Source organism: Janthinobacterium sp. GW456P, from assembly GCF_002127655.1.
Lineage (GTDB): Bacteria > Pseudomonadota > Gammaproteobacteria > Burkholderiales > Burkholderiaceae_D > Janthinobacterium.
Genome location: NZ_NEHB01000025.1, coordinates 20,592 through 39,639, shown reverse-complemented (window position 1 = coordinate 39,639; position 19,048 = coordinate 20,592). Strand labels below are relative to the sequence as shown.

The following is a 19,048-nucleotide window of genomic DNA, read 5'->3' as shown; positions in this document are numbered from 1 at the left end:
CCATCATAGCGCATGCCTAGTCGACACTCGTTGTATTAGTGCAACAGTATCAGGCGAGTGATTAAAACGTCAACATGCTTTACCCCTCATTTGCCCTCCAATTTTTACGCGACAAAGCGCACAATTTGTCAGGCGATAATGGATAAACGGGACGAAGCATACACGGCATCGGCAATGTTTGCTGCCGAATGCCCAAAAACGGGAATGCATGCGCCCATTTTTGGTGCGTTGCCGCATTATTCAGGGGCGTAGGCGCTAATTTCGACGTCGGCGCACGCGTCGAAAAAATAGGCAGAGTATCAACACAATTACTGACTTTCCGGTAATTTAAATTGCTCACATAGAAATGTTTTCCATGTTTTCCAGACTACGTTTCCACCAGCCGCTTGGAACGGATGAGTACGACTCTTGCTTGCAAATTGCGCATCACTTGAAACAATTTCTTACAATGTTGCCTTCTCAATATTTTGATATTTTTGTGTCTAAAAAACGACACTTTGACCGAGATCAAGTTTTCGACACCCCCATTCCACGCCTTTTACCTTTTCTTTTTTACATTTTTTTCTTAAAAGCATAGAGAAACAAGCTTAGCGCTGGCTTGCGCGCCGGAGCAGGCGCATGAAAGGGCCCAGCAACGGCAGTTTTTCATACAATTCTTCCGCCACATCCCAATAATCGCGGTGCACGATCACCCGTCCCTGCGCATCGAAGCGCACATGGGTCGCGCCGCGTATGCATTGTTCGCCAGATACCAGTCGTTTCATGCGGAAGCGAAACTCCCAGGTCAGGAAGGCTTGCTGCCCCTGCCCCAGGCTTTCCAGCACGACAAACCGGGGCGCATCAACCTGCACGAACATGTGCTCGAAGATGGCCAGGATGGCGGCATGCCCCGCCACCTCGTTGAACGGGTCCTTGAAATGGGCGTCCGGCGCGTACACGGCACCCAGCTGGGCCAGGCTTTCCAGGCTCAGGTGCTCGTAAAATGCCACCAGACGCGCCACCGCCTGTTGCACGCCTTCCGTGTCCAGCATGCTTGTGTTCATACGCCCGTTACCTTGCGGACCAGCCAGAAATAGGCGCGGTACGGCAACAGCCGCGCCAGGCGCAGGGTATTGGTAAAGCGCTTGGGAAAGTGGATGTGAAACTGCCCCCGCTCGATGCCGTCGAGCATGGCAGCGGCCGCGTCCTGCGCCGTCATCAGGGCCGGCATGGTGAAATCGTTGTCCGCCGTCAAAGGCGTGGCGACAAAACCGGGGTTGATTTGATACACATCAATCCCGCGTGGATGCAGGTCCAGATACAGCGACTCCGTCAAATTGATCAGCGCGGCCTTGCTGGCGCCATATGCGAGCGCCTTGGGCAAGCCGCCATAGCCGGCCACCGAGGCGACGATGCCGATGCCGCCGCTGCCCTGGCGCAACAGCCACGGCAAGGCCTGTTCCAGGCAATTGAAGACGCCGCCCACATTCAGGGCCAGCAGGCCCTGCGCCGCCTCGAGGTCGAAGCTATCGGCGCGCATGGCCTGATAACCGCCAGCGACCACCAGTATCAGGTCGATATGCGTCCACTGCTGCTGCAACTCTACGCAGACGGCCCGCAGCTGCGCGTGCTGGGTGATATCGAGCGGCAATGCCTGCGCCAGCGGCTGCCCCTCGCACAACTGCTCGAGGCTGGCGCGGTGACGGGCCGACAAGGCCACGCTGGCACCCTGCTCCAGCAGCAAGGTGGCGCAGGCGGCGCCGATGCCGCTGGAAGCGCCGATGATCCACACGTGCTTGCCGGCCCAGCTGCTGATCTTGCGATTCATGGGGCCGCCTGCGGACGCTTGTTGAACGATAAAGTGACGGCGCCCAGGCTGAAGCCGAACTTGCTCATGGCAGCGCGGTTCAGCATGACCTTGTCATCCATCAGGAACATCCAGTCCTCGAAGTCGACGTGGTAGACCGTGCCATCGACGGGCAGCGCCAGCACATATTGCCAGCGCAGCGCATTGCCGGCCACTTCGCCGACGGCCTCGCCGATCACGTCGGGCGCCGTGCCGATGAAGCGCCCGGGTGCCGTCTTGCGCAAGGTCCATACGCGCCGTTGGCGGCTGCCGTCCGCATACGTGAAATCCTCGTCCAGGGTACCCGTCTCGCCCGCCCAGCTGGCCCGCATCACGACAGTGAAGCGTTTCACGACCTTGCCGGAGCGGTCCTGGAAGATGCCGTGCGCATCGAGCGTGCCGTTGAAGTACTGCTGCAGATCCAGCTTAGGGGTTTCCTGCGCGTACATAGCCGGCGTGGGCGGCGTGGAACAGGCAGCCAGCGCCAGCAGCAAGGCGGCGGCCATCATGCCGCGCCGGCAGCATGTCATGAGGTACATGGTCGATACTCCCCGGTTTCACTATATATATGTTGTAGAGGCGCGCGCCACAGCAGCAGTGCCGCCAGCAGTTTCAAGGCGCAGGGCAGCAAGGCATAGGCGGCAGCCAGGGCCGGCAAGCCGCCGCCGCTGTTGCCAGGCACATAGCCGAGCCAGGCCAGCAGGGGCAAGGCGATGCCGGCCGCCAGCGCCAGGCTCATTTGCACGCCCCAGTTCCACCAGCCGAAATATGCCGCTTCGTGCCGCCCGGCATGGCCGGCCGCGCCGATCAATCCCGCCAGCAAGGCCGGCGGCAAGGCCAGATCGGCGCCCAGCGCAAGGCCCGACAGCAGGCAGATGGCGGCAAATCCCCAGACGGCGCCCGCGCCCAGGCCATATGCCCAGACAAACACGGCCGCGGCCAGCAGCATGGCGCCGCCCCATGCGCGCGCCTCGCCAAAGCGGCGCGCCAGCGCCACCCACACGGGCATCGAGGCGGCCGCCGCGCAAAAATAGACGATCAGGAACGGTCCCGCGTAATGCCCCAGGCGCAAGTAGTCGCCGGCAAAGAACAGGAACAGGGTGGCGGGGATGGCGGCCGCCACGCCATTGACGAGCAGGACGGCAAACAGCCAGCGAAACGCGCGCTGGCGAAACGGCAGCTTCCAGCCATTGCGGGAAACCGTTTCCCCGGCGCTGCGCAAGGCGGGACGCGGCGCGCGCACCAGCAGTAGCGCACCCGCCGCCAGCAGGCAGACGGCAAAGGCCAGCGACAAGCCGTCATAGCCGAGCACGGAAGTCAGTCCGGCAGCCAGGATCACGCCCAGCAAGCCGCAGCCTTCGCGCACGGCCGCCACCCGCGCCCGTTGCGCGCGCAGCTGGCTCAGGGCCGCGCCCCAGCTCTGGTGCGCGATGCCGGCCAGGCCATAGGCGGCGTAGACGAGCAGCAAGGCGGCCAGGAACCAGGCCAGGGTGGCCGCTTGCGGCATCGAGGGCGGATGGAACAGGGCGCCAAAGCCCAGCAACAGCAGGGGCAACGCGGCGCCGACAAGCACGGCATAGCTGCGTCCGCTGCGCGCCATCCAGGCGCCCAGGGCCGGATCGATGAAGGCGGCGGCGATGCGGGCCGCCAGCAGCACGGCGCCGATCTGCGCCAGGTCAAGATTGCTGCGCTGCGCATAAAACGGCGCCACATAGATATAGATGGGCAGCGCCAGCATGGCCAGCGGCAAGCCGAACAGGCCATAACTGAACAAGGCAGGCAAGTTCAAGGCGCTGGCCCCGGCAGTCATGGCAGCGGCGCCGCATTCTGCAGCAAGGCCGCGCGCAGCTTGGGCGCCGTGGTCGACGGCGCGAGCCAGATGGCGAAGAAGGCGCGCGCGAAATCGCCATCGCTCACGTCGGCCAGCACCTTGCCATCGAGGTAAAAGCGCACGCCGGGCGCGATGCCGGCCCGGTAGACGCCAGCGATACGCTGGTCCTCTTTGACGTCAGGAAAGATGCGCTGCATGGTGGACAGCCAGGCCAGGCGCTGCTCCGGCGTGCCGGCACCGATTTTCTGCATCTGTTCATAACTGGCTTCGGCGATCTTCTTGCCGTCGAGCGAGCGCGCGTAGCGCAATTCCAGCATGAAAGGCGCCGTTGCCGACGCCGCGCCCTGGTAGCCTTGCGGTCCCACCCACAGTTGTGCCCGATAAATACGCATGCCGAACCACGTGTATTCGCCTTCCCCCGCCAGCCGGGCTTCGGGCACGTCGGCGGCGACAAACGCCGGCGGCGTGGCCGCGGCGCCCAGCATGGCCATGGACAGCACAACAGTGGCAAGCAGGCGGCGCATGGTCAGTCCTTCACCAGAGTAAATTGCATCACATCCGTATTGTGCGCCTGGAAGGCGGCCTCGCAATACGCGAGGTAAAACTCCCAGGTCAGCAGGAAACGGCCATCAAAACCCTGCTTTTCCAGCGCCGTGCGCTGAGCCAGGAAACTGGCGCGCCACTGGCGCAAGGTTTCCGCATAATCGAGGCCAAAGCGGAAGGCGTCTTCCACCCGCAAGCCCTGCGCCTCGGCGGCGCGGCGGAACTCGGCCGGCGACGGCAGCATCCCGCCCGGGAAAATGTATTGCTGGATGAAATCCGTGCTCTTGCTGTAGCGCTCGAACAAGTCGTCGGCGATGACGATGGTCTGGATGCAGGCGCGACCGCCCGGCTTCAGGTTGCGCGCCACGCAGGCGAAATAGCCGGGCCAGTAGCTTTTTCCTACGGCTTCGAACATCTCGATCGAGGCGATGGCGTCGTACTGGCCGGCGCTGTCGCGGTAGTCGCACAGCTGCAAGTCGGCCTGCCCTGCCAGGCCCGCGTCCTGCAGACGCTGGCGCGCATACGCCAGCTGCTCGGTCGACAAGGTCAGCCCCGTCACGTGGGCGCCGTAGCTGCGCGCCGCCGTTTCCGCAAAGCCGCCCCAGCCGCAGCCGATTTCCAGCACCTTGGCGCCCGGCCGCAGTTGCAGCTGATCGGCAATGCGCCCGTATTTCGCCCCTTGCGCCTGCTCCAGGCTGGCGCCTTCCGCAAACAGCGCACTCGAATACGTCATCGAGGGGTCCAGCCACAACTGATAAAAGGCGTTGCCGATGTCGTAATGGGCGTGGATATTCTTCTTGCTGCCGGCGCGCGAATTACGGTTGAGCAAATGCCGCAGCTTGTAGACCAGGTTGCCCCACCAGTTGCCGTAGATCAGCGATTCAATCTGTGCGCGGTTGCGTATCATCAGCTCGATCAAGCCCGGCAAATTGTCCGTGCGCCAGTCGCCGGCGATAAACGTTTCCGCAAAGCCGATATCGCCCGAACGCAGGACAGCCGAACACAGGCGCCAGTTGTGCAAGTCCAGGGTGACGGGATGGCTGCCATCGCCGTACAGCAAGATGCTGCCATCCGGCGTGCGCAGGCGCAGCGCGCCATGCTGCAGTTTTTGCAGCAGGCGCACGATCATGCGCCCGGAAGCGGGCATGTCCAGGTGCGTGTGGTCGGGCAAGTGCGCGGGACACGCGCTGCTGCGCGCATGCAGGCCGGTCGGCAGGGAGTCGGAACTCATCGGGACACCTTTTCTTGTGGGGGGTGGGGTTTGCTGAAAAACGGCACGCGACGCAGCCACAGGCGCAAGGCTTGCCAATGAATGCGCGCCATCACGCCAAACGTCATCAGCGGGTAGCGCAGCAGAGCCCAGGCGATGGCGCCATCGCGCAGCGGCCGCGCCGTGCCGGACAAGCTCGTCTGCAAAATAGGACCGTCGAGGTCGTCGTAATCGACCCGGGCCAGGTGGCGCTCGCCATCCACTTCACTGTTGCGCAGGAAACGGAAACGATAATTTCCTTCCACCTTGCAAAACGGCGACACGTGGAAAATCTTATTGGCGCGCAACTCACTGCCATAGGCGATGGGCCCGCCTTGTTCGAGCAAGTACAGGTGGCGCTCGCCGAAGGTATTGCGCACGTCGCAGAGCACGGCCCGCAGCGCACCGTCAGGGCGGTGGCAAAACCAGAAGCTGACGGGATTGAAGACGTAGCCGAACATGCGCGGCATGGTTTGCAGCCAGATTTCGCCACCCGCGTCCGTCACGCCGTGCTGGCGCAGCAAGCCGTCGATCCACTCCAGCAGCGGCGTGGCGCCATCGCCATGGTCGCTGTCGCGGAAGGCCAGCACATTGGCGCCGTTGCGCGAAATCAGGCGCGCAGGAAAATCGTGCGCACCCAGGCTGCGCAAGGGCAGGCGCAGATAAAACATGCCGTAAGCAAAAGCATGCGCGCGCGGACGCAGCCGCGCATGGCGCACCTGTCCCAGGCACAGCTGGGGCTGGGACAGCGGCTGGGCCGGCTGCACGGGATCACGCGGCATGGCCGAGCTCCGCCGCCGCCATGCCATTGAGTATTTGCGCCACGGCCAGGCCCGACTTCAAGCCGTCTTCATGGAAACCATAGCCCGTCCAGGCGCCCGCGAACCACGTGTGCTGCGCGCCCTGGAAACCGGCCAGGCGCGCCTGGGCGGCAATGGCGGCGCCATCGAACACGGGGTGGGCATACGAAAACGCGTCGATGACCTTGGCCGGGTCCGGCTCGTCGAGCGGATTGAGCGAGACGATGACGGGCGTCGTAAACGGCAGCGGCTGCAACTGGTTCAGCAAATAGTGGACGCATACCTGCGGCGATTCGCCCTCCTGCGCGACCGGCCGGCCCTGGTAATTCCAGGCCGACCATGCCTTGCGGCGCTGCGGCAGGCAGGAGGCATCCGTATGCAGCACAGCCCGGTTCGGCTGGTAGCGCACGGCTTCGAGCACGGCGCGCTCGTCGTCGCGGATGTCCGCCAGCAGGGCCAGCGACTGGTCGCTGTGGCAAGCGAGCACCACGTGATCGGCATGCTCGACGCCGGCAGCCGTGTGCAGCTCGACCATGCGCGCACCGCCGTGCGGCTGGCGGCGCACGGCCAGCACGGGACACGCCAGGCGCTGCTGCGGAATGCCTGCCAGCAGTTTTTCCACGTACACGCGCGAACCGCCCCGCACCGTACGCCATTGCGGCCGGTTGCTCACTTGCAGCAAGCCGTGGTTGTGGCAGAAACGGATGAAAGTGGCCAAGGGAAAGGCCAGCATCTGGCGCGCCGGGCACGACCAGATGCAGGCGGCCATCGGCAGCAGATACCAGTGACGGAACTCTTCACCATAGCCGTGCAGATCGAGAAACTCGCCCAGCGACAGGGCCGGCGCCGGCACGCTGGCCGTGGCAAGGGCGCTGGCCTGGCGGTTGAAGCGCACGATATCGCGCAGCATGCGCAGGAAGGCGGGGCGCAGCAGATTGCTGCGCTGGGTAAACACGGTATCGACATTGGCGCCCGCCCATTCCAGCACGCGGGCATCGGACGAGGTGCCCAGCGGCATTTTCACGGAAAACGACATGTCGCTGTCGGCCGCCTCGACACCGAGTTCATCAAACAGTTGCACCAGGTTCGGATAGGTGGCGTGGTTAAACACGAGAAAACCCGTGTCGACGCCATGCGTGACGCCATCGAGCGTGACATCGACCGTATGACTGTGGCCGCCAAAATAGTCGCCCGCCTCGTACAAGGTAACGTCCTGGCCCGCCTGCGCCAGGCGATAGGCACACGACAAACCTGCAATTCCTGCTCCGACGACGGCAATTTTCATGAATACACCTGTATTAAGTTTGTCCTGGACAAAATGAGCCTCATGGATAATCGATGAAATATTGATTCATGTCAATGAGCGCTCTCGACCGTTCAACAACTTATACGCCGGCAATTTCCAATCGGATTCAGCTATTTGGTCCGGGGCGGCGGAAGGCGTAAAATGCACTCCACGTTCTTTTTGGCATGCGAGCAAGCCACTGGTATGGATACTGACCTGCAACCTACTTCCGCCTTCAGCATCAGCGATGTCGAGCGCGATACCGGCCTGGCCAAGGAAACCTTGCGTGTCTGGGAGCGCCGCTACGCCTTTCCGCAGCCCCAGCGCGACGCCTTCGGCGAACGCAGCTACCCGGCCGAGCAAGTGCAAAAATTGCGCATGGTCAAGCGCCTGCTGGACCTCGGCTTTCGTCCGGGCAAAATCATGCAGCACAGCACCGTGCAACTGCAGCAGCTGGCCAGCGCCGGCAGTGCGGCGCCGTCGACGCCGCCTCCGCAGCTCGAACACTACCTGTCACTGTGCCGCGGCCACCAGATGGCGGAACTGGGCGACGCCCTGCGCCAGGCGCTGGCCGTGCTGGGCTTGAAAGCCTTCACCATCGACGTGATCGCGCCCCTGACGGGCATGGTGGGCGAGGCGTGGGCCTGCGGCGACCTGGCCGTGTATGAAGAGCATCTGTATAGCGAAACCTTGCAGACGGTGATGCGCCACGCCATCTTTTCCCTGCCACAGGCAAGCAGCCCATCGACGCGCACGCCGCGCATCGTGCTCAGTACCTTGCCGCAGGAGCGCCACGGCCTGGGGCTGCTGATGGCCGAGGCGCTGTGCGCGGCGGCCGGCGCCCATTGCATGTCGCTGGGGGTGGAAACGCCGCTGACGGACATCGTCGCGGCCGCCCGCGCGCAGCGGGCCGACATCGTGGCGCTGTCATTTTCCAGCGCCAGCAAGCAGCGGCAGACGCGCGACAGCCTGCAGCAGTTGCATGCAAGCTTGCCACCGAGCATGGAATTGTGGGCCGGGGGACGCAGTCCCGTGCTGACCAAGCAGCCGCCGCCCTTTTTGCATGTGCTGGACTTGCGGCAAGTCGACGAAAGCATCGCCGACTGGCGCCGCCGCCATCAGGCACGCGCCCTGCAAACCCATTGACCCCGTTGAAAAGCGCGGCAACTGCGGCGATCTCCGTGGATAGCGGCGCAATGTTGCCAATCGAACAGTAAAGCATGAAGGGCCGGGCGCGCTCTGGTAGAATAGCCCGTAACACAGTGTCCGGCGCCGCCGGGCCTTAGGTCAGCACCCGCCACCACACATCCATGTTTAGTTTCTTCAAGAAAAAAACCATCGCTCCCGAGGCTGCCCCAGCCGAGCCCCCCGTCCCTCCCGCCGCCACGCCGCCTGCCCCGCAGCCAGCCGCTACGTCCCTGAGCGGCGCGCCGGCCGAGCTCGTACCCGTGATCGTGGCCGCCGAGCCCGAGAAAAAATCGTGGATGACGCGCCTGAAGGCAGGCCTGTCGAAAACCTCGAACACCTTGTCCGTGCTGTTCGTCGGCGCGAAGATCGACGAGGCCCTGTACGAGGAGCTGGAAGCGGCGCTGCTGATGTCCGACGCCGGCATTGACGCCACCGACTACCTGCTCACGGCGCTGAAGAAAAAGGTCAAGGAAGACAAGCTGCTCGATGCCGCCGCCGTCAAGGCCGCGCTGAAAGTGCTGCTGATCGAGCTCTTGAGCCCGCTGGAAAAGCGTTTCGAACTGGGCCGCCACAAGCCGCTGGTGATGATGATTTCCGGCGTCAACGGCGCCGGCAAGACCACCACCATCGGCAAGCTCGCCAAGCACATGCAGTCGAACAACCAGTCCGTGCTGCTGGCCGCGGGCGACACCTTCCGCGCCGCCGCGCGCGAACAATTGATGGTCTGGGGCGAGCGCAACAACGTCACCGTGATTTCGCAGGAGTCGGGCGACCCGGCCGCCGTGGCCTACGATTCCGTGCAATCGGCGAAAGCGCGCGGCATCGACGTGGTCATGGTCGACACGGCCGGTCGCTTGCCGACGCAGTTGCACCTGATGGAAGAATTGAAGAAAATCAAGCGCGTGATCGGCAAGGGCATGGAGGGCGCGCCGCATGAAACCCTGCTTGTCATCGACGGCAACACGGGCCAGAACGCCCTCACGCAAGTGAAAGCGTTCGACGATGCCCTGCAGTTGAGCGGCCTGGTGATCACCAAGCTGGACGGCACCGCCAAGGGCGGCGTGCTGGCGGCGATTGCCCGCGTACGCCCCGTGCCCGTGTATTTCATCGGTATCGGTGAGAAAATTGAGGACTTGCAGCCTTTCGTGGCTGCCGAATTTGTCGAAGCGCTGCTCGGATAAGCCCCTACATGATTGAATTTCAGCACGTCTCCAAGCAATACTCCGCCGACGCCGTGGCGCTCAGCGACATTTCACTCAATATTGCCAAGGGCGAGCTGGTCTTCCTGGCCGGTCCGTCCGGTGCCGGCAAGTCTACCTTGCTGAAAATGATCGCCGCCATGGAACGCCCCACCTCGGGCAAGCTGATCGTCAATGGCCAGGACATGGCGAAGATCAAGCCGGCCGGCGTGCCGTTTTTGCGCCGTAACATGGGCCTGATCTTCCAGCAGCAAAAATTACTGAATGACCGCTCCATCCTGGCCAACGTCATGCTGCCGCTGCTCGTCGTCGGCGCGCACAAGGCGGCCGCCGAGCAGCGCGCACGCGCCGCCCTCGATAAAGTCGGCTTGCTGGACCGCGCCATGGCGCGCCCGCTGTCGCTGTCGGGCGGCGAGCAGCAGCGCGTGTCGATCGCGCGCGCCATCGTCAACCGGCCGCAGATCATCCTGGCCGACGAACCGACGGCCAACCTGGACCGCGCCAGCGCCAACAAGGTACTCGACGCCCTGAAAGCATTCCACTCGGTGGGCGTCACCTGCCTCATTTCCAGCCATGACGAACAGATGCTCGACGCCGCCGCCCGCGTGATCCACCTGAAAAACGGCCAGCTGGTCGCCATCGACAAGGCCACGCAGGCGCCCGTCTTCGCCCCGCCCGATCCCGATTTTGCGCCCGCTCCCGACCGGGACGACGCGCAGGGAGAACAGGCATGAGAGGCTGGTTCCGTCAACACCGCTTCGCGCTCGGTTCGGCGCTGATTCACTTGCGCAAGTCGCCAGGCGGCTTTCTCTTGAACGTGCTCGTCGTCGCCATCGCCCTGTCGCTGCCGTTCGCCGGCTTGACCATGCTCGACAATGTGCGCCCGATGTCGGAGCAAATGTCCGTCGACCCGGAAATCAGCGTCTTCCTGAAGATCGACACGCCGCGCGAGCAAGCCGCGGGCCTGGCTGGCGCGATGCGCAAGATCGTCGGCAGTCAAAAGGCGAAGATCGTCTTCATCCCGCGCGAACAGGCGCTCGACACGCTGAAAAACAAGAACGGCCTGGCCGACGTGCTCAGCACCCTGGGCGACAATCCCTTGCCCGACAGCTATGTGCTGAAACTCGACGCCTTCAGCAGCGCCAGCGAAGCGCAGGATGTCGATGCCGTGGCGGAACAGTTGCGCCACCTGCCCGGCGTGGAATCGGCGCAAGTCGATTCGGCCTGGGTCAAGCGCCTCGCGGCCCTGCTGGGCGTGCTGCGCCTGGTGCTGCTGTTGCTGGCCATCACCCTGGGTGTGGCCGTCATCGCCGTGGTCTTCAATACCATCCGTTTGCAAGTGATGCAGCAACGCGATGAAATCAGTATCTCGAAACTGATCGGCGCCACCGACACCTTCATCCACCGCCCCTTCTATTACACGGGCGCCCTGCTGGGCCTGTGCGCCGGTGCGCTGGCCCTGGGCGCCGTGGCGCTGGCCTTGCAGCCGCTCAATACCGCGATTGCCGAGTTTGCACGTCTGTACGCGTCCGAATTCCAGCTGGTGCCGCTGGCGCCGCTGCCGATGGCAGGTTTGCTGGCCGTCAGCGCCGGCCTGGGCCTGATCGGCGCCTTCCTCTGCGTGCAGCGCCACCTGGCGCGCCTGAACTGACCTTCCCTCCCATGGCGGCGCCTGCGGTGCCGCCATGCGCGCCCCCCATCTGCTGTTATCTTGATATTAAGCAAGTATTCTTAAGGTTCGCTTCAGCCAGAGGCCGTAGACTGGCTACGTTGTCGTAAAGCGCTATCTCGCGCTGTTAAGAGATATATATCAAGCATTAAATCACCATAGTATTTAGGCTATCAGGGCGATTAAATGTGCTGATTGGCACTCTCAGGCAGAGAGTGCTAATATAGGGACATACCAAGAGCAGAACCGCCATGGACGCCAGATGAAGATGGTGCCGCGATCTGCAAAGTGCAAGACCGAATACGCAAAACAGAACAGACAATCGGGCCATGTCGTGTGATGTGGCCAACTGGAACACAGCAAGATTACGAGGGAGAAAACATGACTATGATGTCCGCTACATCCGCATTGGTTCCGACCAAAAGTAATGCGCTGGGCCTCGGGTTCACTGGCAATCTGGGCAATATCGACGCCTATATTTCGGCCGTGAACCGTCTGCCCATGTTGACCCACGACGAAGAAATTTCGCTGGCGAAACGCCTGCGTGAAAAAAATGACCTGGCCGCCGCGCAAGAGCTGGTGCTGTCTCACTTGCGCCTGGTGGTCTCGATTGCCCGCGGCTATCTGGGCTATGGCTTGCCGCACGCCGACCTGATTCAGGAAGGCAATATCGGCTTGATGAAAGCCGTGAAGCGTTTTGATCCGGACCAAGGCGTGCGCTTGGTATCGTACGCCATGCACTGGGTGAAAGCCGAGATGCATGAGTACATCCTGAAAAACTGGCGCCTGGTCAAGGTCGCGACGACGAAGGCGCAGCGCAAGCTGTTCTTCAACCTGCGCAGCCACAAGACGGGCCTGGACGCGATGACGCCCAAGCAGATCGATGCGCTGGCCAAGCTGCTCGACGTGAAGCGCGAAGAAGTGATCGAAATGGAAACGCGCTTGAGTGGCCGCGACATCGCGCTGGAATCGCCGACCGACGATGAAGACGACAAGTTTTCGCCGATCGCCTACCTGTCGTCGGAGCAAAGCGAGCCGACCAAGGTGCTGGAAGCGGAACAAGTGACGCGCCTGCAATCGGAAGGCCTGGAAACGGCATTGTCCAAGCTCGACGCCCGTTCGCGCCGCATCATCGAAGCGCGCTGGCTGGCCAACGATGACGGCTCGGGCGCCACCCTGCACGCCTTGGCCGAAGAGTTCGGCGTATCGGCCGAGCGCATCCGCCAGATCGAAGTGGCGGCGCTGAAAAAAATGAAGGGCGCCCTGGCGGCCTACGTGTGATCGCAAGCAATGCCGCAATGTAAAAGGCGCCGCAAGGCGCCTTTTAGTTTTACCAATGATGTTTATCAACAGATAAACATGGCAGCGCCTTATGCTGCAGCCAGGCCCTTGACGAGGACTTCGGCAACCAATTCATTCAGATCCGCGCCGCGCTCCTTGGCCAGGGTCTGCAATTGCAAGACCAGATCGCTGTTCAGCTTGACGGCGAATGGCACCAGGCCCAAGGCCTGATCGCGCCTGCGTTGCTCGCGGCGGTCGACGACCACCGCTTCCTTACCGAATGCACCGGCGCCGGGAACATTCATCTTTCCCATCAGTTTCTTGGCATCGCTTTTGGCCAGGTCGGTTTTTTTCATGGTTGTTTCCTGATTTTCAAAACAGCCATTCTACGCAGTAATCGGCGCGCCGCGTGGCCGGCGCGTCAATTCATCGGCAGCGCGCCAATAGTGCGCCGGAAAAATATCATTTTGTTATCATTATCCCCTGCGTGGACGCCACGCCGGGACGCTCCACCTGAAAGGAAAAACATGCGCTATCTACATCAATCGTACCGAACGTGGTTGTTACCCCTGTTCATCGCCTGCCTGGCCGTGCTGGCGGGCTGCGGCGCGGCCGGCAGCGCCGGCGATGCGGAAAACACGCCGCGCAGCGTTACCCACGTGCTGTCGCCGGGCGAACAGGTCGCCATCACGGCCACCGATACCCTGAAACTCGAACGCGTCAACGACAGCCGCTGCCGCAAGGGCGCGGTGTGCGTGTGGAAAGGTTACGTCAGCTACAGTTTCAGTTTGCTCAACAGCGCGGGCGCCACCGATATCGTCCTGTCCGAGTCCATGCCCGGCGCCGCCAGTTCCGTGACCGTCAACCACCTGACGTTCACCCTGCTCGACGTCGACCCGGCCACGCCGCCCGCCCTGGACGCGGCCGCGCCCACCTACCGCGTCAAGGTCAAGATCACGCAGGGCGCGCTGCCCCGCTAGGTATCGTCGCGCTGGCGTCTGGCGCCACCGCGCCGGCCGGTGAACGACGGCTGCTGTCCGCCTTCGGCGGGGCCTGCACGGTACCGGAGTTTTGTATCTCGGAAGCAACTACCGAAAGAAAAATGCGCTTTTATCATTGTTTTCATTCATCATATGCTACGCCCTCGGGCGATCATTTGTACCTTTCGGCTATGGAAAGAATTCATCTTGAAAACAGCGTCATCCGGCACGAGTCCCGCCAGCACCTGCCATAACTGCCATACCGATGCGCCAGGCAACTTCTGCGGCGCCTGTGGCCAGGCGACGACCCTGCACGTGCCCAGCGCGCGCGAATTCCTGCATGAATTTGTCGCGCATTATGTGGCGCTCGAAGGCAAGCTCTGGCGTACCCTGGCCCTGCTGCTGTTTCGTCCTGGTGCGCTGAGCAATGAATACATCGCGGGACGCCGCGTGCGCTACGTCGAGCCACTGCGCGTGTACCTGACCTTCAGCATCCTCTTCTTTGCCATCCTCAAGTTCGGCAGCGGCGACCTGGTGCTTCCCGCCCACAATGAACAAGCCCGGGGTTCCCATCAGACCGTGGAAAACCAGCCATCGCAGATACAGGTGCGCATCCTGGGCCAGACCCCCGCCCTGCCACGCCAGTGGCAGCATTTTGTGGAACTGCCCGAAGCCGGCAAGCAAAAGCTCATGCTGGACAGCTTTTTCCATTACGCGCCGTACGCCATGTTTTGCCTGATGCCGCTGTTCGCCCTGTACCTGAAGATCCTCTACCTGGGCAGCGGGCGCCGCTATGGCGAGCATTTCCTGTTCGCCCTGCACGCGAATGCCTTCGCCTTCATCATGATGGCCCTGATGACCTTGATCCCCGTCGAGATCATCCGCCTCGCGCTCGGCGTCTGGCTGCTCGGCTATCTGCCCTGGGCCATGTGGCGCGTGTATTCGGGCGGCAAACTCGCCACCGCCTGCCGCTGGGCCCTGCTGATGGCGGCCTATGCCCTGACCATGGGCTTGGCGATCGCCGGCTGCATCGCCACGGGCGTCATGCTGTACCATTAAAGCGCCATGCCGCGCGTCTTCATGCCGGGCCGGTGCGGCGGCATCGCGTACTGGTTGCGGGGATCGATACTGACACGGACAAGTTTGCTAGAATCGCACACGTTTTCCGTCCGTATCCCAACCAATGACTACGCACAGATCCCGCATGAAGCTACATTTATTCGCCCCCTTAGTCTGCGTTGCGCTGCTGAGCGGCTGCACGGTACTCGCCCTGCGCCCCAACAGCGGCGTGGAAAACCGCACGTTCACCGTGCAGGAAGCGCCGCGCCTGCGCATCGACGCGCCCAAGGCGCGCATCCAGAACCCGATGCCGAACGACCACTTCATCGGCATCGCCCTGTCCGGCGGGGGCAGCCGCGCAGCCAATTTCTCGGCCGCCTCGCTGGAGCAACTGGAACAGTTCGGCCTCGTCAGCGGCGCCTCGGCCATTTCCGGCGTCTCGGGCGGCGCCATCGCGGGCGGCTACTATGCGCTGCATGGCAAGCAGACGGATTGGCCCCTGCTGCGCAGCAAACTGAAAACGGATTTCTTCGGCCAGACCATTTTAAAACCGGCCAATCTGACGACGATGCTGTTGACCAACAAGACGCGCACCTCGTTCCTGTCCGACGTATTTGACGATGTCCTGTACGACAAGAAAACCTACGAGGACTTGCCGCACGACGGCCCCATCTTCCTGGCCAACGCGACGGACGCCACCGATGGCGGCAAGCGCGTGGTGTTTTCCTATGAGTATTTTTACGGCACCCTGCATTCGCCGATCCAGGATATCCGCCTGGCCACGGCCGTGGCCACCTCGGCCGCTTTTCCCGGCGTGTTCGATTCCGTCACCTTCGAGCGTTTCCGCCCGAAAAATACCTTCGTGCCGGAACTCGGTTCCGAGTCGCGCGAATCGCCGTCGTACGTGCACCTGTTCGACGGCGGCGCGGCCGACAACCTGGGCGTGGAAACCCTGTGGGACGTGGCCCTGACGCAGCTGTACGGCAATGACATGGCCGTCGTGCCGCCGCGCCTGAACAGCAAGCCCTTCATCCTCATTTCGATCGACGCCAACGCGCCCAATTCCAGCGCCGTGTTCGAAAAGATGTCCGACGAGCGCCAGCCGCTGGACCGCATCTTCAACAAGAATATCTACGACGCCGTCGACGCCCTGTTTTCGCGCCAGCGCAAGGAAAACCTCGTCAAGATGGGCTTTGGCCAGGCCCGCTTCGATACGGTCACGCACGAGAATTTCGGCGACCTGAGCCAGAAATTCGTCAAGGGCAAGCGTACGTCAGCCTTTGCCATTCCCGTGCTGTGCCGGCCCCATCTGGGCCAGTACCGCTGCGAAGTCGACGCGGCCGATCCTCTGCCGGGCCAGATCCGCACGCGGCTCGAAGGTTTCGCCTGGCATATTTCCATCGACCAGATCGCCTCGCTGGCGCTGCGCCTGGCTAGCGGCGACGCCCAAGTCGACAGTGCCCGCAAGGAAGAGCGCGCCGCCCTCGTCAAGCTGCAGCGCCTGGCCACGCAGACGAAAACCCATCTGAAGCTGACTGGGCCGGAAAATTGCAGTCCGGACGTCTTGCAGTCGGCGCTGTACAGCGCGGCGCGCGTGCTGATCCTCGACGACGAGGAATCGCGCTTCGCCCTGTGCGACTACATGCTGGCGGGCAAGCTGATCAACGACGACATGGTCTGCAAGCAGCGCTATGTGCACGCCGTGCCCCGCTTTGCCATCGAAAGCGAAGATTTGCAGTACCGCAACCTGAGTTCGGACGGCAATTCCGTGAACGTGCCGATACGCTGCAAGAAGTGAGCTGCCTGTCCCGTCAAGAGTAACTCTTGATTGTAATCAAGACAGCCATGACGTCGACGAAGAAGAATGCACTGTACGGCTGTTGCGGGGATAAACCCATGCACCGCAGCCGCCTGGTCACCATTCATCGTGAAGGATAGCCCATGTTTTGCACGGCATGCGGGACGCAGCAAGCGGAAGGCAAGACGCACTTTTGCGCCAACTGTGGCGCGCGCAGTGACGCCGCCGAGGCACTGCCTGCCGGTGTGGCTGGCTGGAGCTGGGGTGCCTTCCTGCTGAACTGGATATGGGCGATCGGCAACCGCACGTGGTGAGATGGCCTGGAAAAATGGAAAATGGCAAAGTGTTGAACACTTCAACCTGGTACAACGAAAGTGGTCGCAATGGGGCATCGGTCTTACGCTAGTCATCGGCGTGATCAGCCTGTTGCTGTCTTTCGCCTTACTCGTATCGTGGTCGAAAGACATGAAGCGCGTTGACGCCAGCACCGTCGACACCCTGCTGGCGGCAGCGGAAACGTCCTCGCAAGAGGCCGCACAAGCGGCAATATGCCCCGCCGAAAGCGATGAGTAGCGCCTCGCACGCGCACAAAAAAGCCCGCACGATCGCTCGTACGGGCTTTAGCGCAAGGATTCCTGGCGCCCGGTTGATTTAGATCATTCGACCTTAAATCAAGCGACTACGCCTGCGCATGTAGCTGCGGCTTAACGCACCTTCCAGTTCCTGCTCCGTTTTATGCTGGTTCACCGTGTACAGGGCCCACAGGGCCGCCGGCGCCCAGCCGATCACAGTGCACTGCATGATCAAGGCGGCGGCACCGGCCAGCGGGCGCCCCAGCATGAAAAACGTGAGACACGGAAGTAGCAAGGCTATCAGCAATCGCATCACGACATACTCTCCTTCAATATAGAGCAGCGGACAAGGGCCGGTATCCGGTCCGTCCCCCGCCCGCTGCGTACTGCTCCTTATAGATGCACGGCAATCTGCGGCATGAGGTCGTCAAAGGTGCGACCGTTGCCGTTTTCTCCGATGGCGTGCATCTTCCATTCGCCGTTATGGCGGTACAGCTTGGCCATGATCTGTGCCGTGTGGGAACCTTGCACAGACAGGTTGAAACGCGCGACTTCCTGGTTATTGCTGGCATTCAAGATGCGGCAATAGGCGTTTTCCACCTGCGAGAAGTTCTGGCCGGTAAAGCTGTTGACGGTGAAGACCAGGCTTTTCACGTGCGCCGGCACGGTCGACAGATCGACATTGATCTGTTCGTCGTCGCCATCGCCCGCGCCCGTGCGGTTGTCGCCCGTGTGAACGATGCTGCCGTCCCGGCTTTTCAGCTGGCGGAACCAGACGATGTCGGACGTGCCCTTGTTCTCGTCGAACATCACGCACGACGCGTCCAGGTCGACGGCTTCCGTCTTCGAACCAAAACCGAGGAAACCCTTGGTCTTGGCCGCATCCCAGCCCAGGCCCATGGTGATACGGGTCAGGGTGGTACCAGCTTCTTTGTCCAGAGAAATCTTCTGGCCCTTGCTCAAATTGACAGACATACGCATTGCTCCTGTTTGGTTGCTTGCATTAACTACGTGTTACGCCGGCTTGCTTTGCGTCCAGGCGAGGAAGGCTGCGCGGTTGCGCGAGCACACGAGGATTTTTCCCGTGCCTGAAAACTTCAGCACCATGCCCTCGCCGCTGGTCTGGCTATTGATCAAATTACCCAGAAAGCCGCCGCTGCTGCCGGTCGTGATGGAAATTTCGTACTGCAGGCGGTTGTCCCAGCATACGACGTGCGAGTTATCGATCACCACGTCCTTGCCAGGCGTCACTTCCAGTTCCGACATCGCGCCAAAACCGGAGACCGCCAACTGGCCGCTGCCTGCCGTCTCGGTGATGAAAAAGCCACCGCTCTGGGCAAACAGCGCATTGCCAAGGCTTTGCGTGCGCACCTTCAATTCCACGCCAGCACTGGCCGCCACGAAGGCGCCGTCGCTGATCATGTATTGCTGGGCGCCAACCTCGAGCACCCGCATCGCGCCGGGCAAGGTGGGCGACAGAAGACAGTCACCGTCGCCCCGCATGGCCTCGATATGCTGCTGAAAGAACGATTCGCCGTTGGCAAAGGTGCGCATCAGCGCGGCGCCTATGCCGCCCGTCATCTTGCCTTTCAGCTCAAGATTGGTCTCCATCATCACCATCGCATCGGATTCGCAATAAATCTTCTCGCCCTTGGCCAGCGACACATGCAGGAACGGGTCGACGTCCCCGGTAATATTAAAAACTGGCATCTGACTATTCCTTCCTCAACAATGATGGTGATGGCGGCGGCCCGCGCTGCGGACCGCCC

The 19,048-nt window shown here is 62.2% G+C and carries 22 protein-coding genes; 10 read left to right on the top strand and 12 right to left on the bottom strand.

The features are described 5' to 3' along the window. Positions 1-587: 587 nt before the first annotated feature. From CBW66_RS20810 to CBW66_RS20775, 8 genes are all read right to left on the bottom strand, one after another. The gene (locus tag CBW66_RS20810) at positions 588-1,043 is read right to left on the bottom strand and encodes a nuclear transport factor 2 family protein (RefSeq protein WP_086139088.1); all 456 of its coding nucleotides are present in this window, start codon (positions 1,041-1,043) and stop codon (positions 588-590) included. Then, positions 1,040-1,807, bottom strand: coding sequence for an SDR family oxidoreductase (locus CBW66_RS20805; RefSeq protein ID WP_086139087.1), 768 nt, complete (start codon positions 1,805-1,807; stop codon positions 1,040-1,042). Before CBW66_RS20805 ends, CBW66_RS20810 begins: the two co-directional genes overlap by 4 nt. Then, entirely contained in the window at positions 1,804-2,364 is a 561-nt protein-coding gene (locus CBW66_RS20800) for a DUF3833 domain-containing protein (RefSeq protein ID WP_230492242.1), read from the bottom strand. The genes CBW66_RS20805 and CBW66_RS20800 overlap by 4 nt, the downstream gene beginning before the upstream one ends. Next, complete coding sequence (locus CBW66_RS20795; RefSeq protein WP_086139086.1) at positions 2,352-3,635, bottom strand: MFS transporter; 1,284 nt, start codon at positions 3,633-3,635, stop codon at positions 2,352-2,354. The genes CBW66_RS20800 and CBW66_RS20795 overlap by 13 nt, the downstream gene beginning before the upstream one ends. Continuing rightward, positions 3,632-4,180, bottom strand: a complete 549-nt coding sequence (locus CBW66_RS20790) for a chalcone isomerase family protein (RefSeq protein WP_086139085.1) — start codon at positions 4,178-4,180, stop codon at positions 3,632-3,634. Before CBW66_RS20790 ends, CBW66_RS20795 begins: the two co-directional genes overlap by 4 nt. Positions 4,181-4,182: 2 nt before the next feature. Further along, on the bottom strand, positions 4,183-5,346 hold the full coding sequence (locus tag CBW66_RS20785) for a cyclopropane-fatty-acyl-phospholipid synthase family protein (RefSeq protein ID WP_086139131.1): 1,164 nt from the start codon (positions 5,344-5,346) through the stop codon (positions 4,183-4,185). Positions 5,347-5,426: 80 nt separating this feature from the next. Beyond that, a complete protein-coding gene (locus tag CBW66_RS20780) occupies positions 5,427-6,230 on the bottom strand; it encodes a DUF1365 domain-containing protein (RefSeq protein ID WP_086139084.1) in 804 nt (267 codons plus the stop codon). Next, the gene (locus CBW66_RS20775; protein WP_086139083.1) at positions 6,220-7,533 is read right to left on the bottom strand and encodes an NAD(P)/FAD-dependent oxidoreductase; all 1,314 of its coding nucleotides are present in this window, start codon (positions 7,531-7,533) and stop codon (positions 6,220-6,222) included. Before CBW66_RS20775 ends, CBW66_RS20780 begins: the two co-directional genes overlap by 11 nt. A 204-nt stretch (positions 7,534-7,737) precedes the next feature. Between CBW66_RS20775 and CBW66_RS20770 the strand changes: the two genes are divergently transcribed. The 5 genes from CBW66_RS20770 to rpoH all read left to right on the top strand — a co-directional run bounded on the left by CBW66_RS20770 (position 7,738) and on the right by rpoH (position 12,870). Next, a complete protein-coding gene (locus CBW66_RS20770) occupies positions 7,738-8,679 on the top strand; it encodes a MerR family transcriptional regulator (RefSeq protein WP_086139082.1) in 942 nt (313 codons plus the stop codon). Between the two features lie 164 nt (positions 8,680-8,843). Next, positions 8,844-9,902, top strand: coding sequence for a signal recognition particle-docking protein FtsY (gene ftsY, locus CBW66_RS20765; protein ID WP_086139081.1), 1,059 nt, complete (start codon positions 8,844-8,846; stop codon positions 9,900-9,902). An 8-nt stretch (positions 9,903-9,910) separates the two neighbouring features. Continuing rightward, positions 9,911-10,654, top strand: coding sequence for a cell division ATP-binding protein FtsE (locus CBW66_RS20760; protein WP_086139080.1), 744 nt, complete (start codon positions 9,911-9,913; stop codon positions 10,652-10,654). Then, positions 10,651-11,571, top strand: coding sequence for a permease-like cell division protein FtsX (gene ftsX / locus CBW66_RS20755; protein ID WP_086139079.1), 921 nt, complete (start codon positions 10,651-10,653; stop codon positions 11,569-11,571). The genes CBW66_RS20760 and ftsX overlap by 4 nt, the downstream gene beginning before the upstream one ends. A gap of 399 nt (positions 11,572-11,970) precedes the next feature. Beyond that, entirely contained in the window at positions 11,971-12,870 is a 900-nt protein-coding gene (gene rpoH / locus CBW66_RS20750; RefSeq protein WP_170932923.1) for an RNA polymerase sigma factor RpoH, read from the top strand. An 89-nt stretch (positions 12,871-12,959) separates the two neighbouring features. Here the strand turns inward: rpoH and CBW66_RS20745 are convergent, their stop codons facing one another. Then, on the bottom strand, positions 12,960-13,226 hold the full coding sequence (locus CBW66_RS20745) for a hypothetical protein (RefSeq protein WP_086139078.1): 267 nt from the start codon (positions 13,224-13,226) through the stop codon (positions 12,960-12,962). 171 nt (positions 13,227-13,397) lie between these two features. On the opposite strand from CBW66_RS20745, the gene CBW66_RS20740 reads away from it, so the two are divergent. The 5 genes from CBW66_RS20740 (at position 13,398) to CBW66_RS29275 (ending at position 17,280) form a co-directional block, all read left to right on the top strand. Further along, positions 13,398-13,850 carry a hypothetical protein gene (locus CBW66_RS20740; RefSeq protein ID WP_086139077.1) on the top strand — a complete coding sequence of 151 codons (453 nt, stop codon included), beginning with the start codon at positions 13,398-13,400 and terminating at the stop codon, positions 13,848-13,850. 207 nt (positions 13,851-14,057) lie between these two features. Beyond that, positions 14,058-14,909: a DUF3667 domain-containing protein gene (locus CBW66_RS20735; protein WP_230492241.1), complete on the top strand. Its 852-nt coding sequence runs from the start codon at positions 14,058-14,060 to the stop codon at positions 14,907-14,909. A 145-nt stretch (positions 14,910-15,054) separates the two neighbouring features. Further along, positions 15,055-16,707 (top strand): patatin-like phospholipase family protein, encoded by a 1,653-nt coding sequence (locus tag CBW66_RS20730; RefSeq protein ID WP_170932922.1) that lies wholly within the window; start codon positions 15,055-15,057, stop codon positions 16,705-16,707. A 143-nt stretch (positions 16,708-16,850) separates the two neighbouring features. Continuing rightward, a complete protein-coding gene (locus CBW66_RS29280; RefSeq protein ID WP_205701154.1) occupies positions 16,851-17,021 on the top strand; it encodes a hypothetical protein in 171 nt (56 codons plus the stop codon). A gap of 1 nt (position 17,022) precedes the next feature. Further along, positions 17,023-17,280, top strand: coding sequence for a hypothetical protein (locus tag CBW66_RS29275; RefSeq protein ID WP_205701153.1), 258 nt, complete (start codon positions 17,023-17,025; stop codon positions 17,278-17,280). Between the two features lie 93 nt (positions 17,281-17,373). Here the strand turns inward: CBW66_RS29275 and CBW66_RS20720 are convergent, their stop codons facing one another. From CBW66_RS20720 to CBW66_RS20710, 3 genes are all read right to left on the bottom strand, one after another. Further along, entirely contained in the window at positions 17,374-17,592 is a 219-nt protein-coding gene (locus CBW66_RS20720; protein WP_086139074.1) for a YqaE/Pmp3 family membrane protein, read from the bottom strand. 80 nt (positions 17,593-17,672) lie between these two features. Then, complete coding sequence (locus tag CBW66_RS20715) at positions 17,673-18,254, bottom strand: TerD family protein (protein WP_086139073.1); 582 nt, start codon at positions 18,252-18,254, stop codon at positions 17,673-17,675. A gap of 39 nt (positions 18,255-18,293) precedes the next feature. Further along, positions 18,294-18,989 (bottom strand): TIGR00266 family protein, encoded by a 696-nt coding sequence (locus CBW66_RS20710; protein WP_086139072.1) that lies wholly within the window; start codon positions 18,987-18,989, stop codon positions 18,294-18,296. Between the last annotated feature and the right edge of the window lie 59 nt (positions 18,990-19,048).